The sequence below is a fragment of the Micromonospora sp. NPDC005197 genome (assembly GCF_040608295.1).
In the GTDB taxonomy this organism is placed as follows: Bacteria; Actinomycetota; Actinomycetes; order Mycobacteriales; family Micromonosporaceae; genus Micromonospora.
Map to the genome: position 1 here is coordinate 29685 of NZ_JBEXHY010000027.1, position 17934 is coordinate 47618.

At 68.6% G+C, this 17934-nt stretch carries 14 protein-coding genes; 9 read left to right on the forward strand and 5 right to left on the reverse strand.

The genetic code is table 11. The annotated features are described in order from the left end of the window. Window positions 1-5 precede the first annotated feature (5 nt). The 4 genes from ABZU46_RS12565 to ABZU46_RS12580 form a co-directional block, all read right to left on the reverse strand. Window positions 6-1613, reverse strand: coding sequence for a protein kinase (locus ABZU46_RS12565; RefSeq protein ID WP_354856886.1), 1608 nt, complete (start codon window positions 1611-1613; stop codon window positions 6-8). 148 nt (window positions 1614-1761) lie between these two features. Further along, on the reverse strand, window positions 1762-4821 hold the full coding sequence (locus ABZU46_RS12570) for a type I restriction endonuclease (protein WP_354856888.1): 3060 nt from the start codon (window positions 4819-4821) through the stop codon (window positions 1762-1764). Continuing rightward, entirely contained in the window at window positions 4818-6029 is a 1212-nt protein-coding gene (locus tag ABZU46_RS12575) for a restriction endonuclease subunit S (RefSeq protein WP_354856890.1), read from the reverse strand. The genes ABZU46_RS12570 and ABZU46_RS12575 overlap by 4 nt, the downstream gene beginning before the upstream one ends. After that, window positions 6026-7987, reverse strand: a complete 1962-nt coding sequence (locus tag ABZU46_RS12580; RefSeq protein ID WP_354856892.1) for a class I SAM-dependent DNA methyltransferase — start codon at window positions 7985-7987, stop codon at window positions 6026-6028. Before ABZU46_RS12580 ends, ABZU46_RS12575 begins: the two co-directional genes overlap by 4 nt. 140 nt (window positions 7988-8127) lie before the next feature. On the opposite strand from ABZU46_RS12580, the gene ABZU46_RS12585 reads away from it, so the two are divergent. Next, window positions 8128-8439 (forward strand): hypothetical protein, encoded by a 312-nt coding sequence (locus ABZU46_RS12585; protein WP_354856894.1) that lies wholly within the window; start codon window positions 8128-8130, stop codon window positions 8437-8439. Next, window positions 8436-8837: a hypothetical protein gene (locus ABZU46_RS12590; RefSeq protein WP_354856896.1), complete on the forward strand. Its 402-nt coding sequence runs from the start codon at window positions 8436-8438 to the stop codon at window positions 8835-8837. Before ABZU46_RS12585 ends, ABZU46_RS12590 begins: the two co-directional genes overlap by 4 nt. 2 nt (window positions 8838-8839) lie before the next feature. Here the strand turns inward: ABZU46_RS12590 and ABZU46_RS12595 are convergent, their stop codons facing one another. Further along, the gene (locus ABZU46_RS12595) at window positions 8840-10744 is read right to left on the reverse strand and encodes an N-6 DNA methylase (protein ID WP_354856897.1); all 1905 of its coding nucleotides are present in this window, start codon (window positions 10742-10744) and stop codon (window positions 8840-8842) included. A gap of 102 nt (window positions 10745-10846) precedes the next feature. Here ABZU46_RS12595 and ABZU46_RS12600 point away from each other — a divergent pair, with 102 nt between their 5' ends. The 7 genes from ABZU46_RS12600 (at window position 10847) to ABZU46_RS12630 (ending at window position 17932) form a co-directional block, all read left to right on the forward strand. Continuing rightward, window positions 10847-11371 (forward strand): DUF4352 domain-containing protein, encoded by a 525-nt coding sequence (locus ABZU46_RS12600; protein ID WP_354856899.1) that lies wholly within the window; start codon window positions 10847-10849, stop codon window positions 11369-11371. 86 nt (window positions 11372-11457) lie between these two features. Then, window positions 11458-12402, forward strand: a complete 945-nt coding sequence (locus ABZU46_RS12605) for a hypothetical protein (RefSeq protein ID WP_354856902.1) — start codon at window positions 11458-11460, stop codon at window positions 12400-12402. 91 nt (window positions 12403-12493) lie between these two features. Next, window positions 12494-13312, forward strand: coding sequence for a hypothetical protein (locus tag ABZU46_RS12610; RefSeq protein ID WP_354856904.1), 819 nt, complete (start codon window positions 12494-12496; stop codon window positions 13310-13312). Between the two features lie 89 nt (window positions 13313-13401). Continuing rightward, window positions 13402-15852, forward strand: coding sequence for an AAA family ATPase (locus ABZU46_RS12615; RefSeq protein WP_354856906.1), 2451 nt, complete (start codon window positions 13402-13404; stop codon window positions 15850-15852). Then, window positions 15849-16265: a hypothetical protein gene (locus ABZU46_RS12620; RefSeq protein WP_354856908.1), complete on the forward strand. Its 417-nt coding sequence runs from the start codon at window positions 15849-15851 to the stop codon at window positions 16263-16265. The genes ABZU46_RS12615 and ABZU46_RS12620 overlap by 4 nt, the downstream gene beginning before the upstream one ends. A 214-nt stretch (window positions 16266-16479) precedes the next feature. After that, on the forward strand, window positions 16480-17211 hold the full coding sequence (locus ABZU46_RS12625; protein WP_354856909.1) for a hypothetical protein: 732 nt from the start codon (window positions 16480-16482) through the stop codon (window positions 17209-17211). A 244-nt stretch (window positions 17212-17455) separates the two neighbouring features. Then, window positions 17456-17932 carry a hypothetical protein gene (locus tag ABZU46_RS12630; protein WP_354856911.1) on the forward strand — a complete coding sequence of 159 codons (477 nt, stop codon included), beginning with the start codon at window positions 17456-17458 and terminating at the stop codon, window positions 17930-17932. Window positions 17933-17934: the final 2 nt, after the last annotated feature.

A 17934-nucleotide genomic window follows, 5' to 3' on the forward strand; every position in this document is an offset into this window, starting at 1 on the left:
GCTCATCACCCCTCACGCCGTCGGTTCGTCTCATCGGTCGCGTTCTCGCCGAGTCGATCGAGGTGCACCAACAATGTCTCGATTTCCACCGCCGCTGGCGACTGCGACCCATACAGCGCGCTGACGTCTCGAAGCAGATCCGTGAGGTGGCGACGAGCCCCGGTCACGTCACCGACCCCAGCAGCGAGCATGGCGACCTGCTGCCGCAGTGAAAACAACTCAGGCGACTCAGGCGACAGCGCACGCTGCTCTTCGGCGAGCAGCGAACGCAGCTCGTCCAAGGCTGTGGTCGCCTCGCCCAACTCCGCCTGGCACACCGCAGCCTGCTGCCGGCACTGCCAGATCAGCTCCTGGTCGGGCACCGGGCGGGTCGCCAGGTCCGGAATGAGTCGCTGAAACTCGGGCAGGGCCTGCCGGAACGCGCCGGCGAGGACGTACAGGTTGGCCAGGTGGAGCCGCAGCTCCAGGATCCTCGGCTGCCTCGCGCCGTGCCCCTTCCTGACCGGCCGCAGGGCCGTCTCCAGCAGCTCGGCGGCCTGGGTGAACCGCTCCTCCTCGGCCAGGTCCCACGCCCGCTCCGCTACCTCACTCAGCTCATCGATGGAGAGAGCCTCGACGACCTCCGGAGCGTTGCGGGGCCGCACGACGTCCACCCTGGTGGGTGCCAGTGGCACACGTGGCGGCAACGGGCCGAACGGGTACCGGTACGGCATCGTGGGGTCCACCGGTTCACCGCCCGCGACGGTCAGCGCCAGGTCGGCGGCCAGCTCACGCTCTACTGCCCCGAGTGGAGCCAGTAGCTCATACACCTCCGTGGCTGATCCCGGACGGTGCTGCGGATCTTTGGCGAGTAGTTGCGCGACGAGCCGCACCAGCTCTTCGGGCACGCCCCCGCGGTGGTCCGCAACGGAGGGCACCGGGTCATTCATGTGCCGGTGCAGCATGCCGAGCGGATTGTCGGACCGGTAAGGCGGGTTGCCGGTCAGCAGCTCGAACAGCACACAGCCGAGCGCGTACAGGTCTGCTCTCGGACCCACCGTGCTGCTCAACGCCTGCTCGGGTGCCATGTATGTAGGCGTGCCGAGGGTGTGCCCGGTGGCGGTCAGTCGCGGAACGTCAGCCGGCCCGAGGAGCGCAGCCACGCCGAAGTCGAGGACCTTGACCGCGCCGGTCGGCGTGAGCATGAGGTTCTGCGGCTTGAGGTCGCGGTGCACCAGCGAGGCGGCGTGGGCCGCCGCCAGCACGGAGCAAATCTGCGCACCGATCGCCGCCGCCCACGGCACGGAGAGCCACCCCCGCTCGGCAATGAGATCAGCGACCAGCATGCCCGGCACCAACTGCATGACAATGTAGATGTCGTCGCCCTGAACCCCGACGTCGTGAACGCTGGGCACGCCTGGATGATCGAGCCGGGCGGTAACACGCGCCTCCCGGAAGAACCGCTCGACTGCGTACTCCCGCTCGCTCTCTGGGATGGAGAGCTTGCGGAGGAACTTGATGGCGACTGGCCGGTCGAGTTTCTCGTCGAAGCCGGCCCACACCTCGCCCATACCGCCATGGCCTACCGGGTACGTCAATTCGTACCGCTCAGCGACACGCTCCTGCGCCCGCATCACGCCCCCAACGCATGTCGCATCTCATTGCAGCAACCATCGACGTAGCTCGGATTCGTCACCGTACAGTTCGCCCTACCTATGGTTCTGAGGCGGAAGCGGTTATCGGACGGGAGACAACCGTCCTCCTTTCGGCGAGGGTGGAAGGTCAGGCGATGCCCTTGCGGCTGCGGATCATCTGGTACGCCTGCCGGCGGGCGAACTGGTTGAGCTGCGAGCGCAGGCTTTCGTCGTCCAGGTAGCGCTGCATCAGCTTGCCGTTGTCGTCGTGGCGGGACAGGATCACGTCCTCGATCCGCTTGTCGCAGACCACGCCGAAGTTGCTCTCGTCGTTGACCATCGCGGCGGCTTCGAGGGTGCCGTCCTCGGCCAGGGCTACGATCTGCTGCTCGACCCAGACCTTGTCGGCCTCGCCGAGCCCGATGCCGAACCTGTCGTTGAACGCATCAATCAGCTCGGACAACACGACCTTCTCCAGGTCGTGCTGTCGGCCCGCACCGCCGCCGAGGAAGCCGGGAAGCATCTGCTCGCCCTCCGGCGACAGCGACGCGTCGTGCTCGCCGGTCTTGCTGACCCGTAGGTGGGTCAACTCCACCTCGCCGATGTCGACAGACGGATCCTGGCGGCGGGGCAGCCGGTTGAGCAGTGCCCGCCCGTACAGGTAGAGCCGCTCCAGGTCCTCGTCGTGGTACGGCACGACCTGACTGAGGAACGCGTACATGCGGGTGTAGTCGCGCAGCGCGGACCGGAAGCCGTCCGCGGCCTCGGGGTCGTCGGCGGCCAGGGCGTTGAAGCGCTGCACGGCCGGCTCCGTGAAGCGGTAGAGGGAGGCGTGCGCCCGCTGGAGGGCGGTGTCACTCGTCGCCTTCTGCTCCACGGCGAGCAACGCCTCGGCGTACGCCTGCATCTCCGAGTCGACCAGCACGGGGTAACCCGTCACCGCGTTCTGGGCGGTGTAGAGCAGGTTGGGGTCAGTGGGCGTGGTGGCGGCGGTTTCGAAGTACGGCTTGAACTGCTCGGCGATGTCGCCGGCCTCGTTGACGAAGTCGAGGACGAAGACGTCGCCCTGGGCCTTGAGCGGGTGGGTGCGGTTGAGCCGGGACAGGGTCTGCACCGCGGCGACGTTCTTGAGCAGCTTGTCGACGTACATCGTGGTGAGCAGCGGCTGGTCGAAGCCGGTCTGGTACTTCTCGGCGACGACCAAGATCTTGTGCTCGACGTCCTGCTTGGCCTTCGCCGTGCCGGCGTACTTGTCGTCGGCGGCCGTGTAGGCGAACCGCTCGGGCAGCTCGCCCTCGCTGAAGCCGTTGCTCCGCGCCTCGGTGTGCTCGACGCCGTCGATCTCCAGGTCGCCGGAGAAGGCGACCAGGGACTCGCAGCCGACGTAACCCTGCATCTCGACGTACTTCTTGATGGCGGTGTGCAGGCGGACGGCGGCCTCGCGGGAGCCGGTGACGACCATGGCCTTGGCGCGGTTGCCCAGGCGCGGTGCGGTGTGCTTGCGGAAGTGCTCGACGATGATCTCGGCTTTTTGCGCCTGCATGGTGGGGTGCAGGCTGGCGAAGCGGGCGAGCTGGGCGCCGGCCTTCTTCGGGTCGACCTCCGGGTCATCGGGGTTGGCGTTGGCCAGCTTCCAGTACGACTTGTAGGTCAGGTAGTTGCGCAGCACGTCGAGAATGAAGCCCTCGTCGATGGCCTGCCGCATCGAGTACGTATGGAACGGCTGCGGGTTGCCAGTGACCGGATGCGGCGTGCCGAAGAGTTCGAGGGTTTTCGGCTTTGGCGTGGCGGTGAACGCGAAGTACGACAGCGTCTCATGCCGGCCCCGGGCCAGCGCCGACGCGGTGAGCAGGTCACCCGACTCGTCCACGTCGTCGCTGCCGAGCTTCAGCAGCACCTTCTTCAACGCGGCGGCCGAGTCGCCGGATTGCGACGAGTGCGCCTCGTCGACGATGACCGCGAACCGCTTGCCCTTGAGCCCCTGCACCTTCTCGAGGATGTAGGGGAACTTCTGCATCGTGGTGATGATGATCTTCGCGGTTTCGCCCTGGAGGGCGGCGGCGAGCTGAGCTGAGTCCTTGTCGATCCGCTGCACCACGCCCGGTACGTGCTCGAACTGGAAGACGGTGTCCTGCAGCTGCCGGTCGAGCACCACGCGGTCGGTGATGATGATGACCTTGTCGAAGACCGGCTCGTTGGGGCGCAGCCCCTTGGCCTGGGCATCCTGATCGAGGGCCGGTGCGGTGTGCAGGCTGGAGAGCCGGTGCGCCAGCCAGGCGATGGTGTTCGACTTGCCCGATCCGGCCGAGTGCATGACCAGGTAGTTGTGGCCGGAGCCGTTGCGGGCGGTGTGCTCGGTGAGCTGGGTGACGGCGTGCCACTGGTGGTAGCGCGGGAAGATCAGGTTCCGCGACTCCTTGGCGGTGTGCAGGAACCGCCGGACCAGGTCCATCCACGTGTCCGGGTGCCAGATCTGTTCCCACAGATAAGAGCTGCGGTAGCCGCTTTCGCCCGCAGGCGGGTTGCCGGCGCCGCCGGACACTCCCGGACCATCGGAGCCCGTATTGAAGGGCAGGAACCGGGTCTTGTCGCCAGCCAGTTTCGTCGTGACGAAGACCATGTCGGGGTCCACAGCGAAGTGAACGAGGGTACGCCTCGCGAAGAGCAGTTCTTTCGGGTCGCGGGTTTCGCGGTACTGCTTCTTGGCGTCCTCGACGGTCTGTCCGGTCAGCGGGTTCTTCAACTCGGCGGTCGCCAGGGGGATGCCGTTGACGAAGAGGACCAGGTCGAGGATGTTGTTGTTGCTCGTCGAGTAGGCGAGCTGGCGGGTGACGGTGAGGCGGTTGGCGCGGTAGAGCTTAAGCGCACCCTCGGTAATGGCGTGAGCGGGCTTGAAGTAGGCAAGGCGAATCAGGATGCCCTTGTCCTTGATCCCCCTCCGCAGGACGTCGAGAGGGCCTCGTTCGTCGATCTGCTTCGCGAGGTGCTGGGCGAAGTGCCGCTGCGCCTCGTCGGGGTTGTTTCCTTGGTAGGCCAGCAGCTTCGCCCAGTCGTCGGGTTGGGTCGCGCCGATGAAAGCGAAAACTTCCCCTGTATCGAGGCCCAGCTGACGGTCATAGTTGCTGGGCAGACCGCGCAACCATCGCGAGCGGAGCAATGCTCCCTGGATGGCAGCCTCGAACGACTTCTCCTGGTCGACGCCGCTCATAGTTCCGCCCCCCGCGCCGTCGACACGTCGAATTGTCCGGTAACCGCCGCCGTGATCAGCGCTTGCCGGAGCTCTTCAGCGAGAACAAAAGACCGGTTTACGGCGGAACGAAGGGGGCGAGCAGAGCCAATCCATCCTCCGATCTCCTCTTGCAAACGGGGAGGGACGGCGGGAATAGGAATTCGGCCAAACCCATCCCAGTTGCGGAAATCTACCGCACGTTCCCGAGTGCTGGTAGCAAAGAGGCCCAAGTACCCAGTGATCGCAAGCACTCGAAGCAATCTTCCCAGGAAGAGCGCGTTTCCTCTGTCACGCGGAACGCAGACGTGATAGACCGGGCTGCAGTTTCCCGATGATTCGGATGTTCCAATCGCTCCCGCGAATCCATCCAAGCCATGTATCACCACGTCCCCCGTCTGTACGAACTGCCCCTGCGCTTCGGTGCCAGTGGGTAGGGTATAACCACTAGGGCGACGCGCCGACCGGGCTACCACCTGTCCGTCGCGGAAAGCAGTTACGACATCGCCATCCGGATCCGCAGGCCGAACAAGCTTAGCCAGAGCTCTACGAATGGGGATCACGGACGTGCTCGGATCAGCCAACCCGACCAGCTGGCTTGATCCGATAAATTCGAGGATCCGACTATTGATTTTCTCATCCAGTAGAGAAAGTACTCTCTGTTTCTTCGAGACCAAGGCATCGATCTTGCCGGCCTCGCCGTCAAGGAAGTCCGCGATCCGCCGCTGTTCGTCTTTATTTGGGACATCAATCCGAATCTCGCCAAGTTCTTCAGCGTTGAGGTGCGGCTGAGCCGCTCGACTTCTGGCGATTTCGATCTGGCCCCGAACAGGCCGGCTACGTAGCGCATAGGCGAGGAAACGGGGTTCAGCAAATTGCGGAGTAAGGCGCAAGTCGTAGCCCGGCGCCGAGCCGGCCCACATATCCGTCACGATTGCCGAATCGCCGGTACAAGCGCCACTCCGGACTACTAGAATCTCACCGGAACGGAGCAGCGGGGCTCTATCAAGCGGCAAGTCAGACTTTGCGGCGAAGATCAGATTTTCCCGAACGATGAGCCCGTCAGTGATATTTGTAGCCCTAATAATCGGCACGCCTTCGGCGCTTAGCCGCGGGGGCTGCCCCAGCCCATACGACACCCGAGCCAGGCGCTTGATTGGCGTTGCCACCCACGACTTGTACGAACTCACTTGACCACCGCTCGTAGCAAGGTCTGGATTTCGATCTCGACAGCCCTCAGCTCAGCGTCGATGGCAGCCAAGGGTCGCGGCGGTGCATAGTTGTAGAAGTGCCGATTGACAGGCAGTTCATAGCCGACCTTTGTTTTTGTGTCATCAATCCAGGCATCCGAGTGATACAGCAGTACCTCCCGTTTGAGGTAGTCGTGCACATCCTCGTCCAGCGGCACGTTCTCGTTCTCGCGCAGGTCCGGGTCCGACAGCGGGTTGCCCTTGCGGTCGGTCTGCACCTCCCCCTCCGGGTCGCTAATCGAGAACGCCTCCCACACCGCCTTCTCCACCGCCGCCGGCAGCTTCCCCAGCCCGTTCAGCTTCATCGCGAACTCGGCCCGCGTCCCGGAGAACGTACCGATCAGGGACTTCGCCGCCGTCAGCAGTGACTCCCGCTCCGCGTATTTGAAGACCGCCTTCGCCTCCGCGAGCAGCGCGACCGTCTCCTCGGTGACCTCGAAGCGCAGTCGCAGCGGGCGTTCGACGGTGATCCGCTGGTAGCCGAAGTCGGTGGTCTTGAAGATCTTTACCTTGGCGTGCTGCGGGTGCTCCGGGTCGTCCGCGATGGACAGTGCGTCCACGTACGCGCGGGTCAGCTCTGCAATGTGCTCGTCGGTGAGCATCTTGCGCTTGTCGCCGAGGCTCTTGCGCATCTTGGTCCAGTAATCGCGACCGTCGAGCAGCACGACCTTTCGCCGGCGGGCGGGCTCCTTGCGGTTGGTAAGGATCCAGAAGTACGTGGAGATGCCGGTGTTGTAGAAGAGCTGGTCGGGCAGCGCGACGATGCCTTCGAGGAGGTCGTTCTCCAGGATCCACCGGCGGATCTCCGACTCGCCCGACCCGGCGGCACCGGTGAAGAGCGGCGAGCCGTTGAAAACGATTGCCAGCCGGCTTCCGCCGTCCTCGGGGCGCTTCATCTTCGAGACCATGTGCTGGAGGAAGAGCAGCGAGCCGTCGTTGATCCGAGGCAGGCCAGCGCCAAACCGCCCAGCGTGGCCACGGGCATGCTCGGCCTTGATGAACGGCTCGACCTTCTTCCACTCGACCCCGAACGGCGGGTTGGCGAGCATGTAGTCGAAGCGCTCGTCTTCGTGGCCATCCTGGCTGAACGAGTTGCCGTAGGCGATCTTCGTTGGGTCGCCGCCCTTGAGCATCATGTCGGAGCGGCAGATCGCGTACGTCTCGCCGTTGAGCTCCTGCCCGTACACCTCGACGGTGGCGTGCGGGTTGTGCTCCTGGATGTGGTCCTGGGCCTCGCTGAGCATGCCCCCGGTGCCGCAGGCCGGGTCGTAGATCTTGCGGACGATGCCCGGGGTGATCAGGTCGTCCTCGTCGGGGGCGAGGAGCAGGTTGACCATCAGCTTGATGACCTCACGCGGGGTGAAGTGCTCACCGGCGGTCTCGTTGCTGATTTCGGAGAAGCGGCGGATCAGCTCCTCGAAGACGTAGCCCATCTGGTGGTTGGAGACCACGTCCGGGTGCAGGTCGATGTCGGCGAACTTGGCGACCACCTGGTAGAGCAGCCCGGCCTCGGCGAGGCGGCTGATCTGGGTGTCGAAGCCGTACTTCTCCAGCACGTCGACCGCACCGGGCGAGAAGCCACCGATGTAGGCGCGCAGGTTGAGCGCCACGTTGTCCTGGTCGCCGAGCAGCTTGCGGAAGGACATCTCGCTGGTGTTGTAGAACGACAGCCCGGCGGTCTTGCGCAGCACCGGGTCCATGTTCTGCACGCCCATGTCCTTGAGCTGCGCATGCCGGGCCAGCACCGCGTCTTTCGTCGGCTCCAACACGCAGTCCAGCCGACGCAGGACGGTCAGGGGAAGGACCACCCGGCCGTACTCGGACTGCTTGTAGTCCCCGCGGAGCAGGTCGGCGACCGACCAGATGAAGTTCGCGAGCTCTTGGTGCTTGGTGCTCACCAGGTTCCTTTCGATTGCCTTAAGTCAGGAGTATTGCTGCTGGCCGGCGTTGTCGGGGTCCCCCACTCGGCGGAGATGATCAACCAAGTGTCAGCGGGTCGTCGCTGACGGAGGATTCATACTTCGCTAGGCTCGCGAGTATGAGTCGGCGTGTGACGATCTCCGTCCCTGATGACGTGGCCGAGCAGCTGGATGCGCTCCCGGCCCGCCAGGTTTCCGCGTACGTCACCGAAGCGCTGCGCCGCCGTCGGATATCCGACGACATGCGGGCCGCGCTGCGGGCGGCCGGGCACGGCGAGTTCCCGTACGACCCGCAAGGCGCGGCGCGGCGCCTCGCCTCTCGCCAGGTGACACCGGAGATGCGCGAGGCGGCGATCGCCCGGGTGGCGGAGCTGTTGGAGCGTCCGGTCGACGAGGTCCGCGCCGACTTCGACCGGCCGAGCGCGGCGTGAGCGCACCGGTCTACGTGCTCGACACCGGCGCCCTGATGGCCTACGCCCAGGGCGTCGAGGCCGTCGGTGAGGCGATGGTGGCGGCGGCCGACGCCGACGCGACTGTTGCCGTTCCGCTGGTCTGCCTGCTCGAGGCGTACAGCCTGCTCGACCACACCGAGCACGAGTACCTGGCGATGCTGCGTCGCAACCCGGCCGTCCAGGTCGTCACGCCGGCCCTGCACGTCGACCGGGCCGACGACTGCCCGGTGATCGGGGGCATGGCCCGGCAGGCCGGCCGCCTCGGTGCCGGCCACGCGGCGTTCCTCGCAATCAGCAGCGCTGCCGGCCTCATCACGTCTCGGGCCGATCAGGTGCGCAAGGTACTCGGCGACGACTGGCCGATCGTCGAGGTCTGAGGTCACCGCGCGGCGTCCGGTCGGATCGTTCCCCGAGCCAGGCCGTCGGCGGTGAGTTGGGCCAGCTCCGCTCCGAGCGACGCGGCCTGCCGAATCGCTGACTCGAAGGCGTCCAGGCGCCGGAACGCGTCGCCGTGCGCCCGCTGCTCCTCCAACGAGAGTCGCCGCACCTGCGCCCGTCGAATGTCGAACCGCATCGTGCCCGAGAGACTCGACGACTGCTTCTCGTTCGCCGACGTTCGCAGCTGACCCGCCAGAAACCACGGATCCAACGCCGCCGGATTGGGCCGCAGCAGGTAGAGGTTGCGCCCCAACAGCGCCCCCTCGGTCGTGACCACCCGCGCGGTGAGCTGCCGCGCGATCATCGGCACCACCACGTCCCCCACAGCGAGGCGGATCTCCTGCCCGAAGCGGTCGTCGATCCGCCCGGACGCCGCCACCCCGGCGAGCACGTCCTGAACGGTGAGCACTGGTGGCCCGTCCGGTGCGGGTGTGGACGTGCCGGCGCGAACCGGGCCGATCAGTTGCAGTGCCCCGCTCTTCGCCAGCTCCCCCACCGTGAGGAAGAGGCCGTCCGGCCCGTCGGGTGCTGGCGTGACCTGCGGTAGCAACGCCGGCAACTCACCGACGATGGCGGCCAGTCGCTCTCTGGTGCGTACCAGATGCTCTCCGGAAGCCTCGCCCACGACGGCGGGTTGCCGGCGCGCGGGGGTGAGGTCGACCTCCTCGTCGAGCAGCTCGATGACCGGGACCGCGCGGGCGAACCCGGCCTCCTCGATGTCGGAGTCCGGGGCGGCGGCGAAGGCCCGCCACGCGGCCAGCACGCGCGGCGCGGTGTCGGCCAGGTCGCCGCCTGCGGCGTCGATCAGCAGCGCACGCGCCGGTGGCGGCGCGTCGGTCGCGGCCCGCCGCAGCACCCACAGATGCAGGGGTACGCCGTGCGGCGCCGCCACCCCCGGTGGAAGCGCGATGACGGCGCGCAGGTGGCCTCGGCGCAGCAGCTCGCTGCGGATGCGTTTGCCGGCGCGGCGACTGGCGACCGTGGGTGGCATCAGCAGGACGGCGTGCCCACCGACCCGCACATGGGCGAGGGCGTGCTGCACCCAGGCCAGCTCGGGTTCGGTACGGGGTGTGGTGCCGACGACCCAGCGGGGGTCGTGGCCGAGTTCCTCGTCACCCCAATTGGTGGCGCCGAACGGTGGGTGGCAGACGACGGCGTCGACGGCGCGGCCGGCGAAGGCGTCGGCGCGCAGCGAGTCACCGGTGCTGACCTCCCCGGGTACGTCGTGCAGGGCCAACCACAGGCCGGCGAGCCGGGCCAGGTCGTCGTCGAGCTCCTGCCCGTACACGGATGTGCTGCCGGCGCGGACGGCGGCTCGCAGGATGGCGCCGGAGCCGGCGGCCGGGTCGAGCACTGAGCCGCCGCTGACGTTGGCGAGCCCGATCATCAGGTCGGCGAGGTCGTCGGGGGTGGCGAAAGGGCGGCCGGGCCCCGGTGCGGAGAACCGCTGCCACAGCTCGTCGAACGCGCCCTGCGGGCCCAGCTCGTCGGCGAGGGCGTCGATGTCGGGCAGCAGCGGCGCGAGTTGCGCGTCGGGGTGACCGGTTCGGGAGCCGCGCTGGCGGGCCAGGAGGAGGGCGCCGACGGCGGCGAGGCCGGCGGCCGGGGTGTCGCTGGCCGCGGCGAGGTGTCGCCAGAGCCGGTCGGCGGTGGCCAGCTCGGGGAGCTTGCCCTGGGCGCGGAGCCACTGCTCGACCTGGATCAGGTCGAACTCGGGGCTCGCCGTCGTCCCGCCCACCGGGGCAGGGAAGTCGGGATGCCGTTTACGCCAGTTGCTGACCGCAGCACGACCGACGCCGGCGAGCCGGGCGATCTCCGCTGCCGTGATGGTCGGGTTCTCCTGCACGCCGAAAGTCTCGCACATCTGTCAAGCACGAGATTGTCTGTTGACACTGTTGTCGGACGATGCTCTTATTGACCCCGCAACGATCACTTCAGGAGGACAACGATGCGCAAGACCACGACTCTCGCCCTGCTCGCCACCGGCCTCATCGCCCTGGGCTGCGGCTCCGGTACCGCCGACAAGTCCACGAGCTCCAGCGCCGGAGACAAGGGCGAGGACGCCCCGGCGAAGACCGCGAAGGTAGGCGAGGCGGCCCGGGACGGGAAGTTCGAGTTCACGGTGAAGTCGTCCAAGTGCGGCGTCGCCAAGATCGGCACCGACCTGATCGGCGCGAAGGCGCAGGGCCAGTTCTGCCTGGTCACGCTCAACGTGAAGAACATCGGCAAGGAAGCGCAGATGTTCGACGGCAGCAGCCAGAAGGCGTACGCGGCCGACGGCACCGAGTACTCCGCCGACACCGGCGCGGCGATCTACGCCAACAAGAACGCCGAGACGTTCCTCAACGACATCAACCCCGGCAACCAGGTCAACGGCGTCGTGGTCTTCGACATCCCGAAGAACGTCAAGCTCGCCAAGCTCGAGCTGCACGACTCGATGTTCTCCGGCGGCGTCGACGTCGCCCTCGGCTGACGAGCGCCATCCCCTTGCAACAGCGGGGTGGGCGTCCCGCCCGCCCCGCTGTCCCCCGCCATCGTCAGTTCACTGGAGGAACCGTCGTGACCAATCCGACCACCCCGACCTCGCCCGACGAGCCGACCCGCCTGCCCGAGGCGTCTGAAGAGCCGCGCAACGCGGCGGCTGGCGATGCGCCGCCGGCCGGTGCCGCCGTACCGCCTGAGGACCCGACGGTCCGGCTCGCTGGCGTTCCGGCCGGTGTCGCCGTCCCGACCAAGCGATCTGTCGCCAAGGCCTGGGCCGCCGGCGGCTTGGCCCTCGTCATCGCCCTCTGCTGCGGGGGCGCCGTCGTCGGCGCGGTCGCCGGCGACGACGCCGAGCCGGCTGCCAGTGCGAGCAGCTCCACGTCTACCGCTCCGAGCAGTGCCACGCCGACCACTGCTGCGCCGACGGCCACCGCCACGACGGCTGCGCCCACCACGACCGCGCCCACGACCACCGCCGCCGAGCCGACCACGGCCCCGCCGACCCCCAAGCCGAAGGTGCTCAAGGGACGAGGCGACGACGTCGTACGGATCAAGGAACTGACCGATCTGTCGGTCATCAAGTTCACCTGCAAGTGCTCCAGCAACACCACCCTGAAGAGCGACGGGGACGGCCTGCTGGTGAACGAGATCGGCTCCTACAGCGGTAAGCGGTGGATCAACCTTGAAGACGGTTCACTGACCACCCAGTTCGAGGTGGAGGCGTCCGGGTCGTGGACGTTGACGATCGGCAGCGTGGAGCAGATGGCCACGAAGGCGCTCACCGGAAAGGCTGCGGGCAAGGGTGACGACGTGCTGGTACTCGGCGGCGATGCCGCCGCCGCGAAGATCACGCACTCCAGGGGCAGCTCGAACTTCGTCGTACACGCCTACTCGATGGAGACCGGCGAAGGTGGCCTGCTCGTCAACGAGATCGGCGGCTACTCCGGCGTGCGTCCCCTGCAGGCGCCCGCCCTCGTTCAGGTGACGGCGGACGGCAACTGGACCATCACGCCCGCCTGATCCGTTGACGACATCAGCTCCATAGCGTCGAGGCGGAAGACGGCCACAGCCGGCGCCTCGACCATCCTCTCCCGAGACGTCAGGAGGCGTCGTGCGTCCCGATGAGTTCCTCCGCACCCTGGCCCTGCTCCCCCCTCCCCTGCACGACCGTGCACTCACCCTGCGCGCCTTCACCCGCCCTACCCGCTGCGACGACTGCCAGCGCATCGGCGACGCCCTCCGCCTGGCCCTCACCGCCGCCCACTACGACGAGCTGACCTCCACCGGTGAGCTGCTCGACACCGCCGAGCGGCTGGCCGCCGACCACGGCATCCACCGCCGGTCCGGCGACGACCAGCAGCGCGGCCGCGGCCGGGTGGTCCGCTGGGCGGCGACGTCCGCGCCGCTGGTCGCCGCGACCGACGCCAGCTGGAAGGGCCGCGTCGGCGGCATCGGGTACGTCGTCAGCGACGGCCATTACGGCCTGCTCGGCCGGGGCACCGGTCGGCTCGACCCGACCGGCGTCTCCCGGGTGCTGATCAACGAGCTACGCGCGGTCGACTACCTGCTCACCGGGTATGACGAGGTGCCAGCGGGCATGACCGTACTGCTGGACAGCCTCGCCGCCCTGCGCTATCTGCGCCGCTGGCAGGCCGGCGAGACCGGCGCGATGCCGGCCGGCTACAGCCTCCGGGAGCGCCGCTGGTCGGACCAGCCCACCCTGGTCCGGCTCGCCGAGCAGGTGGCCCGCCGCCCCGATCTGACGTTCGCGCACGTCAAGGGACACAGCGGCCACGCCCTCAACGAGGCTGCCGACGGCCTGTCGCACATGGCCCGCCGGCGGCAGGAGGAGTCCTTCGACCTGCGTCCTCGGGCGCACGCCCTGGTCGACGCGTTCCTGCGCGACTGGCACGCGAACGTCACGCTCTGACCGCGCGACCACGGTAACGCACATCCACCGCTCACCCGGGCGGACCGACGACCCGTCGGTCCGCGGACACCACACGCCTGGAGACGACCATGACCCAGCCTCCCCCGCCCACCACGCCCCTGATCGAGCTGATCTTCGACCGGCTCGCCGCCGCTGACGTACCGACCGAGACCGCCGAGCTGGTCCTCGCCGCCCTCACCAGCGAGGACGACCTGACCGCAGCCCTCGCCGGCACGCCCACCCGGCTCGACCCCCGCTCCCCCACCGGCGACGGCCCAACCGAACGGATCTGGCTGAAGTCGGTGACCGTCGCCGGGTTCCGCGGCGTCGGCCCGGAGCGGACCCTCCAGATCGACCCCGGTCCGGGCCTCACCCTGGTCGTGGGCCGCAACGGCTCCGGCAAGTCCAGCTTCGCCGAGGCCGTCGAGCTCGCCCTGACCGGTGACAGCGCCAGGTGGGCCGACAAGACGAGCGTCTGGCGTACGGGATGGCGCAACCTGCACAGCCCGGACCCGTGCTGGGTCGACGTCGAGCTGCGGGTCGACGGGGTGGCCACGCCGACGCGGGTGAACCGTGCGTGGCCGGTCGGGGCCGAGCTGGCCGACGCCGAGGTGACCGTCACCAGCGCCCAGGGTCGGCACATCGGCCTCTCCGAGCTGGGTCTGGCCCGCCCGCTGGAGCTGTACCGGCCGTTCCTCACCGCCGCCGAGCTGGGCAAGCTCGCCGCTGGCACGCAGAGCCAGCTCTTCGACGCGCTCTTCGCGATCCTCGGCCTGGACGCGCTCACCGACGCCGATCAGCGTCTGCTGCGCGCCGCCCGGCCGCACGACGCCACCATCAAGGAGGTACGCGCACAGCGCACCGCCCTGGCCGACGCGCTTGCGGGAATCGCCGACGATCGGGCTCGGCGGACCGCCGCTCTGCTGCGTGGCCGGGGTGCGGTCGACCTCGCGGCGGTGACGGCGATCCTCGACGAGCCGGACGAGGCGACCGCCGACCGGGAGGTGCTGCTCTGCCGGGAGCTCGCCGCCCTCGCCCCGCCGCCGGTCGACGAGGTGACCCGGCTGGCCGGCCAGCTGCGGGAGGCGGCGGCGGAGGCGATGCGCTACGACGGTGGCCGGTCCCGGGCGGCGTTGCGCAGCGCCGAGCTGCTCCGCCTCGCCCTCGAACACCACGACGACGAGGGCGACGGGTCGTGCCCGGTGTGCGCCACCGGCACCCTGGACGGCGGGTGGCGTGCCGCGGCCGCGCAGTCGCTCACCGAGCTTCGGCAGCGCAGCGTCGCCGCCCAGACGGCGACGACCCGGCTGACGGCTCTGCTGCGGCAGGCGCACCACCTGATCGACGACCTCGCGGTGCCCGAGGGCCCCGGGGCGGAGCCGACGGTCGGGGCACTGCGGGACGACGTGGCCGCGCTGCGGCGCGTACCCGGGGAGCCGGCCGAACTGGCCGACCACCTGGCCGCACGGTACCCGGCGGTGGTGACCGCGGCGGACGCGGCCCGCGCGTACGCCGAAGGGTTCCTGCGGCAGCGCGACACCGGTTGGCGGGCCGCGGCGGCCGACGTGCGCGAGTGGGTGGCCGCCGCCGACGGGCTGCCGGCGCGGGAGGCGACCCTGACCCGGTTGAAGGCCGCGCGCGCCTGGCTGAAGGACGCCGGTACGCAGATCCGCAACGAGCGGGTCGCGCCGTTCGCGGAGCACTCCCAGCAGATCTGGGCGCAGCTGCGGCAGGAGAGCAACGTCGAGTTGGGTGCGATGACGCTGGAAGGCGCGAACACCCGACGGCGGGTGGTCTTCCCGGTCAGCGTGGACGGCGCCGACAATGGCACGGCCCTCGGGGTGATGAGTCAGGGTGAGATGCAGGCGCTCGGGTTGGCGACCTTCCTGCCGCGTAGCTGCGCCCCGGAGAGCCCGTTCCGGTTCATCGTGGTCGACGACCCGGTGCAGAGCATGGACCCGTCGAAGGTGGACGGGCTCGCCCGGGTGCTGGCCGCGCTGGCCGAGCAGCGGCAGGTGGTGGTCTTCACCCACGACACGCGCTTGCCGGACGCGGTGCGCCGGCTCGACATCGGCAAGGCGCGAATCATCGAGGTGACCCGGGCGGAGAAGTCGGTGGTGACGCCGCGGCCCGGCTCCGACCCGGTGGCCCGCTACCTTGACGACGCGTACGCGTTGTCGCGGAACAAGGAGATCCCCGCCGAGGTGCGCGGGCCAGTGGTCGCCGAGCTGTGCCGCTCGGCGGTGGAGGCTGCCTGCCACCGGACGGTCTGGCGGACCCGGGTGGTGCGGGGTGTTCCGCACGCCGACATCGAGGCGGCCATCGTGGACGCGTCGCGTCGGCTGGCCACCATCGTCGCGATGGCGGCGTTCGACGATGCCGAGAAGGGCGGCGAGGTGCTCGGCTGGCTCGGCCGCCGGCACGGAAGACGTGCGGTGAACGCGTACCAGGCGTGCCGGGAGGGCGTGCACGGTGCGTACCTGGCGGACCTGCCCGGCCTGGTCGCGGACGCCCGCCTCCTCGCGGCGGCGCTGTCGTGACCGCGCCGACGCCGCAGCGCTGCCTGGCGGCGGCCGACCAGTTGTTGCGCGGGTCCGGTCTGCTCGGTGCCGCGGCGGTCAGCGCCGGTTGGTGGCCGCGGGCCTGCGCCTGCCTGATCCGGCTCGCCCTGGAAGGCGGCATCGACGGCTACTGGCAGCGGGTCAAGCCGGCCGTGGCGGTATGCCCGCAGGGCCGCGCCAAGCAGTTGATGCTGCGTGGCCGACTCGGTCCGGGCGGCGAAACCGCCCGCCGGGTGGCCTTCGCCTGGGTGATGCTCTCCGCCGCCACGCACCACCACTGCTATGAGCTGGCCCCGACGGCGGCGGAGCTACGACGCCTGCACACCGAGGTGAGCACCCTCCTGGCGCGACTTGAGCCCCCGACCGCACCACGAACTGACCCCGACAGCTGACGACCATGAGGGATACCCCATGTCCTACCAGCCTGGATACGACCCGACCCGCCCACGGAGCCGCGGCACCCAGACGCGCTCGCACCGTGCGCTCGGTCTTTTCAGACACTCCCGTCTGGACGCTACGCGGGATGAGGTACCGCTCCGGCTGAGCCGGGGTGACCACATTGACACCTACTGTGATGCTCCCGATGTCGATCATGGAGGATGTGAGATGGCGCCTGAAGCCGAGGGATCCGAGAACGAGCTCGCCCTACCCATTGACGACGACGCCCTCGACAAGCCGGTTCCGGAAGCAGCCGAACGTGGGCAGCGGGTCCTCGACCTCCTGGACAAGGCAATCGCCCTCCAGAACCCGCTGGTGCAGAAGAACATCGCCCGCGCGCGCCAGCGGAACCCAGAGGCGACACCAGCAGAGGTGATCCGCGGTCTGGAGCGAATGTACGTCAGCGCCTTGACCGGAACGGGCGCCGCGGTGGGAGGAGCTGCGGCGGCACCCGGCGTCGGCACAGGCATCGCACTGGCACTGTCCGCCGGCGAGGCTCTCTCATCCCTTGAGATGAGCGCCCTCTTCGCGCTCTCGATCGCCGAAGTCCACGGAGTCCGCATCGACGAGATTGAGCGACGTCGAACGATCGTCATGGGAATCATGCTCGGCGGGTCCGGCTCCGCCACCATCACCAAGGTCGCGGAGCGTACGGGGCAACACTGGGGACGTCAGATTGTCGCCAAGGTGCCCCTCGAAACGCTGCGTCAGATCAACAAGATCCTGGGGAGAAACTTCATCACGAAATACGGAACCAAGCAGGGCATCATCGTTCTCGGTCGAGTGGCGCCGTTCGGTATCGGCCTGGTGATTGGTGGTGGCGCCAACGCGGCCCTCGCCGCTCTGGCTGTGCGGGCCGGCCGTCGCGCGTTTGGCCCACCTCCGCCGTCCTGGCCCTGACCGACACGCAGCACACCGCCAACGTGGGTGGAGAAGGTGCAGGGCATTGCCCGACTACCCCGTCCCGCTGTCAACTCGTCAAGGGACGTCTGGGCGAGCAGGTCAGCGCGACAGGTCCGGTGGCTTATGGTGAGAAACCGGGCACCCGGTGGGCGGGTGTCCGGTCCGGGCCGTGGGATTCGCGCTGCTCAGCCGGAGGGTGGACCGATGACCGGGAACGCCCGCGACGTCGACGACTGCTGAGATGGACTGGGCCGGATGGGCGTTGTTCGGGTTGGTCGCCACCGCGGCGCTCACCGCGGCGATGATCACCGCTCAACTGGCCGGCCTCACTCGGCTCGACCTTCCCCTGGTGCTCGGGGCCTTCGTCACCGAGGATCCCGATCGGGCGCGTGTCGTCGGGTTCTTCCTTCACCTCTGCGCCGGTCAGGGTTTCGCTCTCGGTTACGCGGCCGCGTTCGCGCTGCTGCACCGCGCCACCTGGTGGATTGGGGCGCTGTTCGGGATTGTGCACGTCGGGATCGCGCTGACGGTGCTTCTGCCGCTGCTTCCTGGGGTCCACCCGCGCATGGCCTCGCAGCGAGCGGGGCCGGCCAGCACGGCGGTGTTGGAGCCACCCGGTCTGTTCGCCGTCAACTACGGCATCCAGACTCCCCTGGTCACGGCTGTCGTCCACGTCGTCTACGGGGCTTTCCTCGGGCTGCTCCTGCAAGCCCGGTGATC

Bases quoted from the DNA above. Each gene is read 5' to 3' on its own strand.
- ABZU46_RS12565 (WP_354856886.1), bottom strand. From the start codon at position 1,613: ATGCGGGCGCAGGAGCGTGTCGCTGAGCGGTACGAATTGACGTACCCG.
- ABZU46_RS12570 (WP_354856888.1), bottom strand. From the start codon at position 4,821: ATGAGCGGCGTCGACCAGGAGAAGTCGTTCGAGGCTGCCATCCAGGGA.
- ABZU46_RS12585 (WP_354856894.1), top strand. From the start codon at position 8,128: ATGAGTCGGCGTGTGACGATCTCCGTCCCTGATGACGTGGCCGAGCAG.
- ABZU46_RS12600 (WP_354856899.1), top strand. From the start codon at position 10,847: ATGCGCAAGACCACGACTCTCGCCCTGCTCGCCACCGGCCTCATCGCC.
- ABZU46_RS12615 (WP_354856906.1), top strand. From the start codon at position 13,402: ATGACCCAGCCTCCCCCGCCCACCACGCCCCTGATCGAGCTGATCTTC.
- ABZU46_RS12625 (WP_354856909.1), top strand. From the start codon at position 16,480: ATGGCGCCTGAAGCCGAGGGATCCGAGAACGAGCTCGCCCTACCCATT.
- ABZU46_RS12630 (WP_354856911.1), top strand. From the start codon at position 17,456: ATGGACTGGGCCGGATGGGCGTTGTTCGGGTTGGTCGCCACCGCGGCG.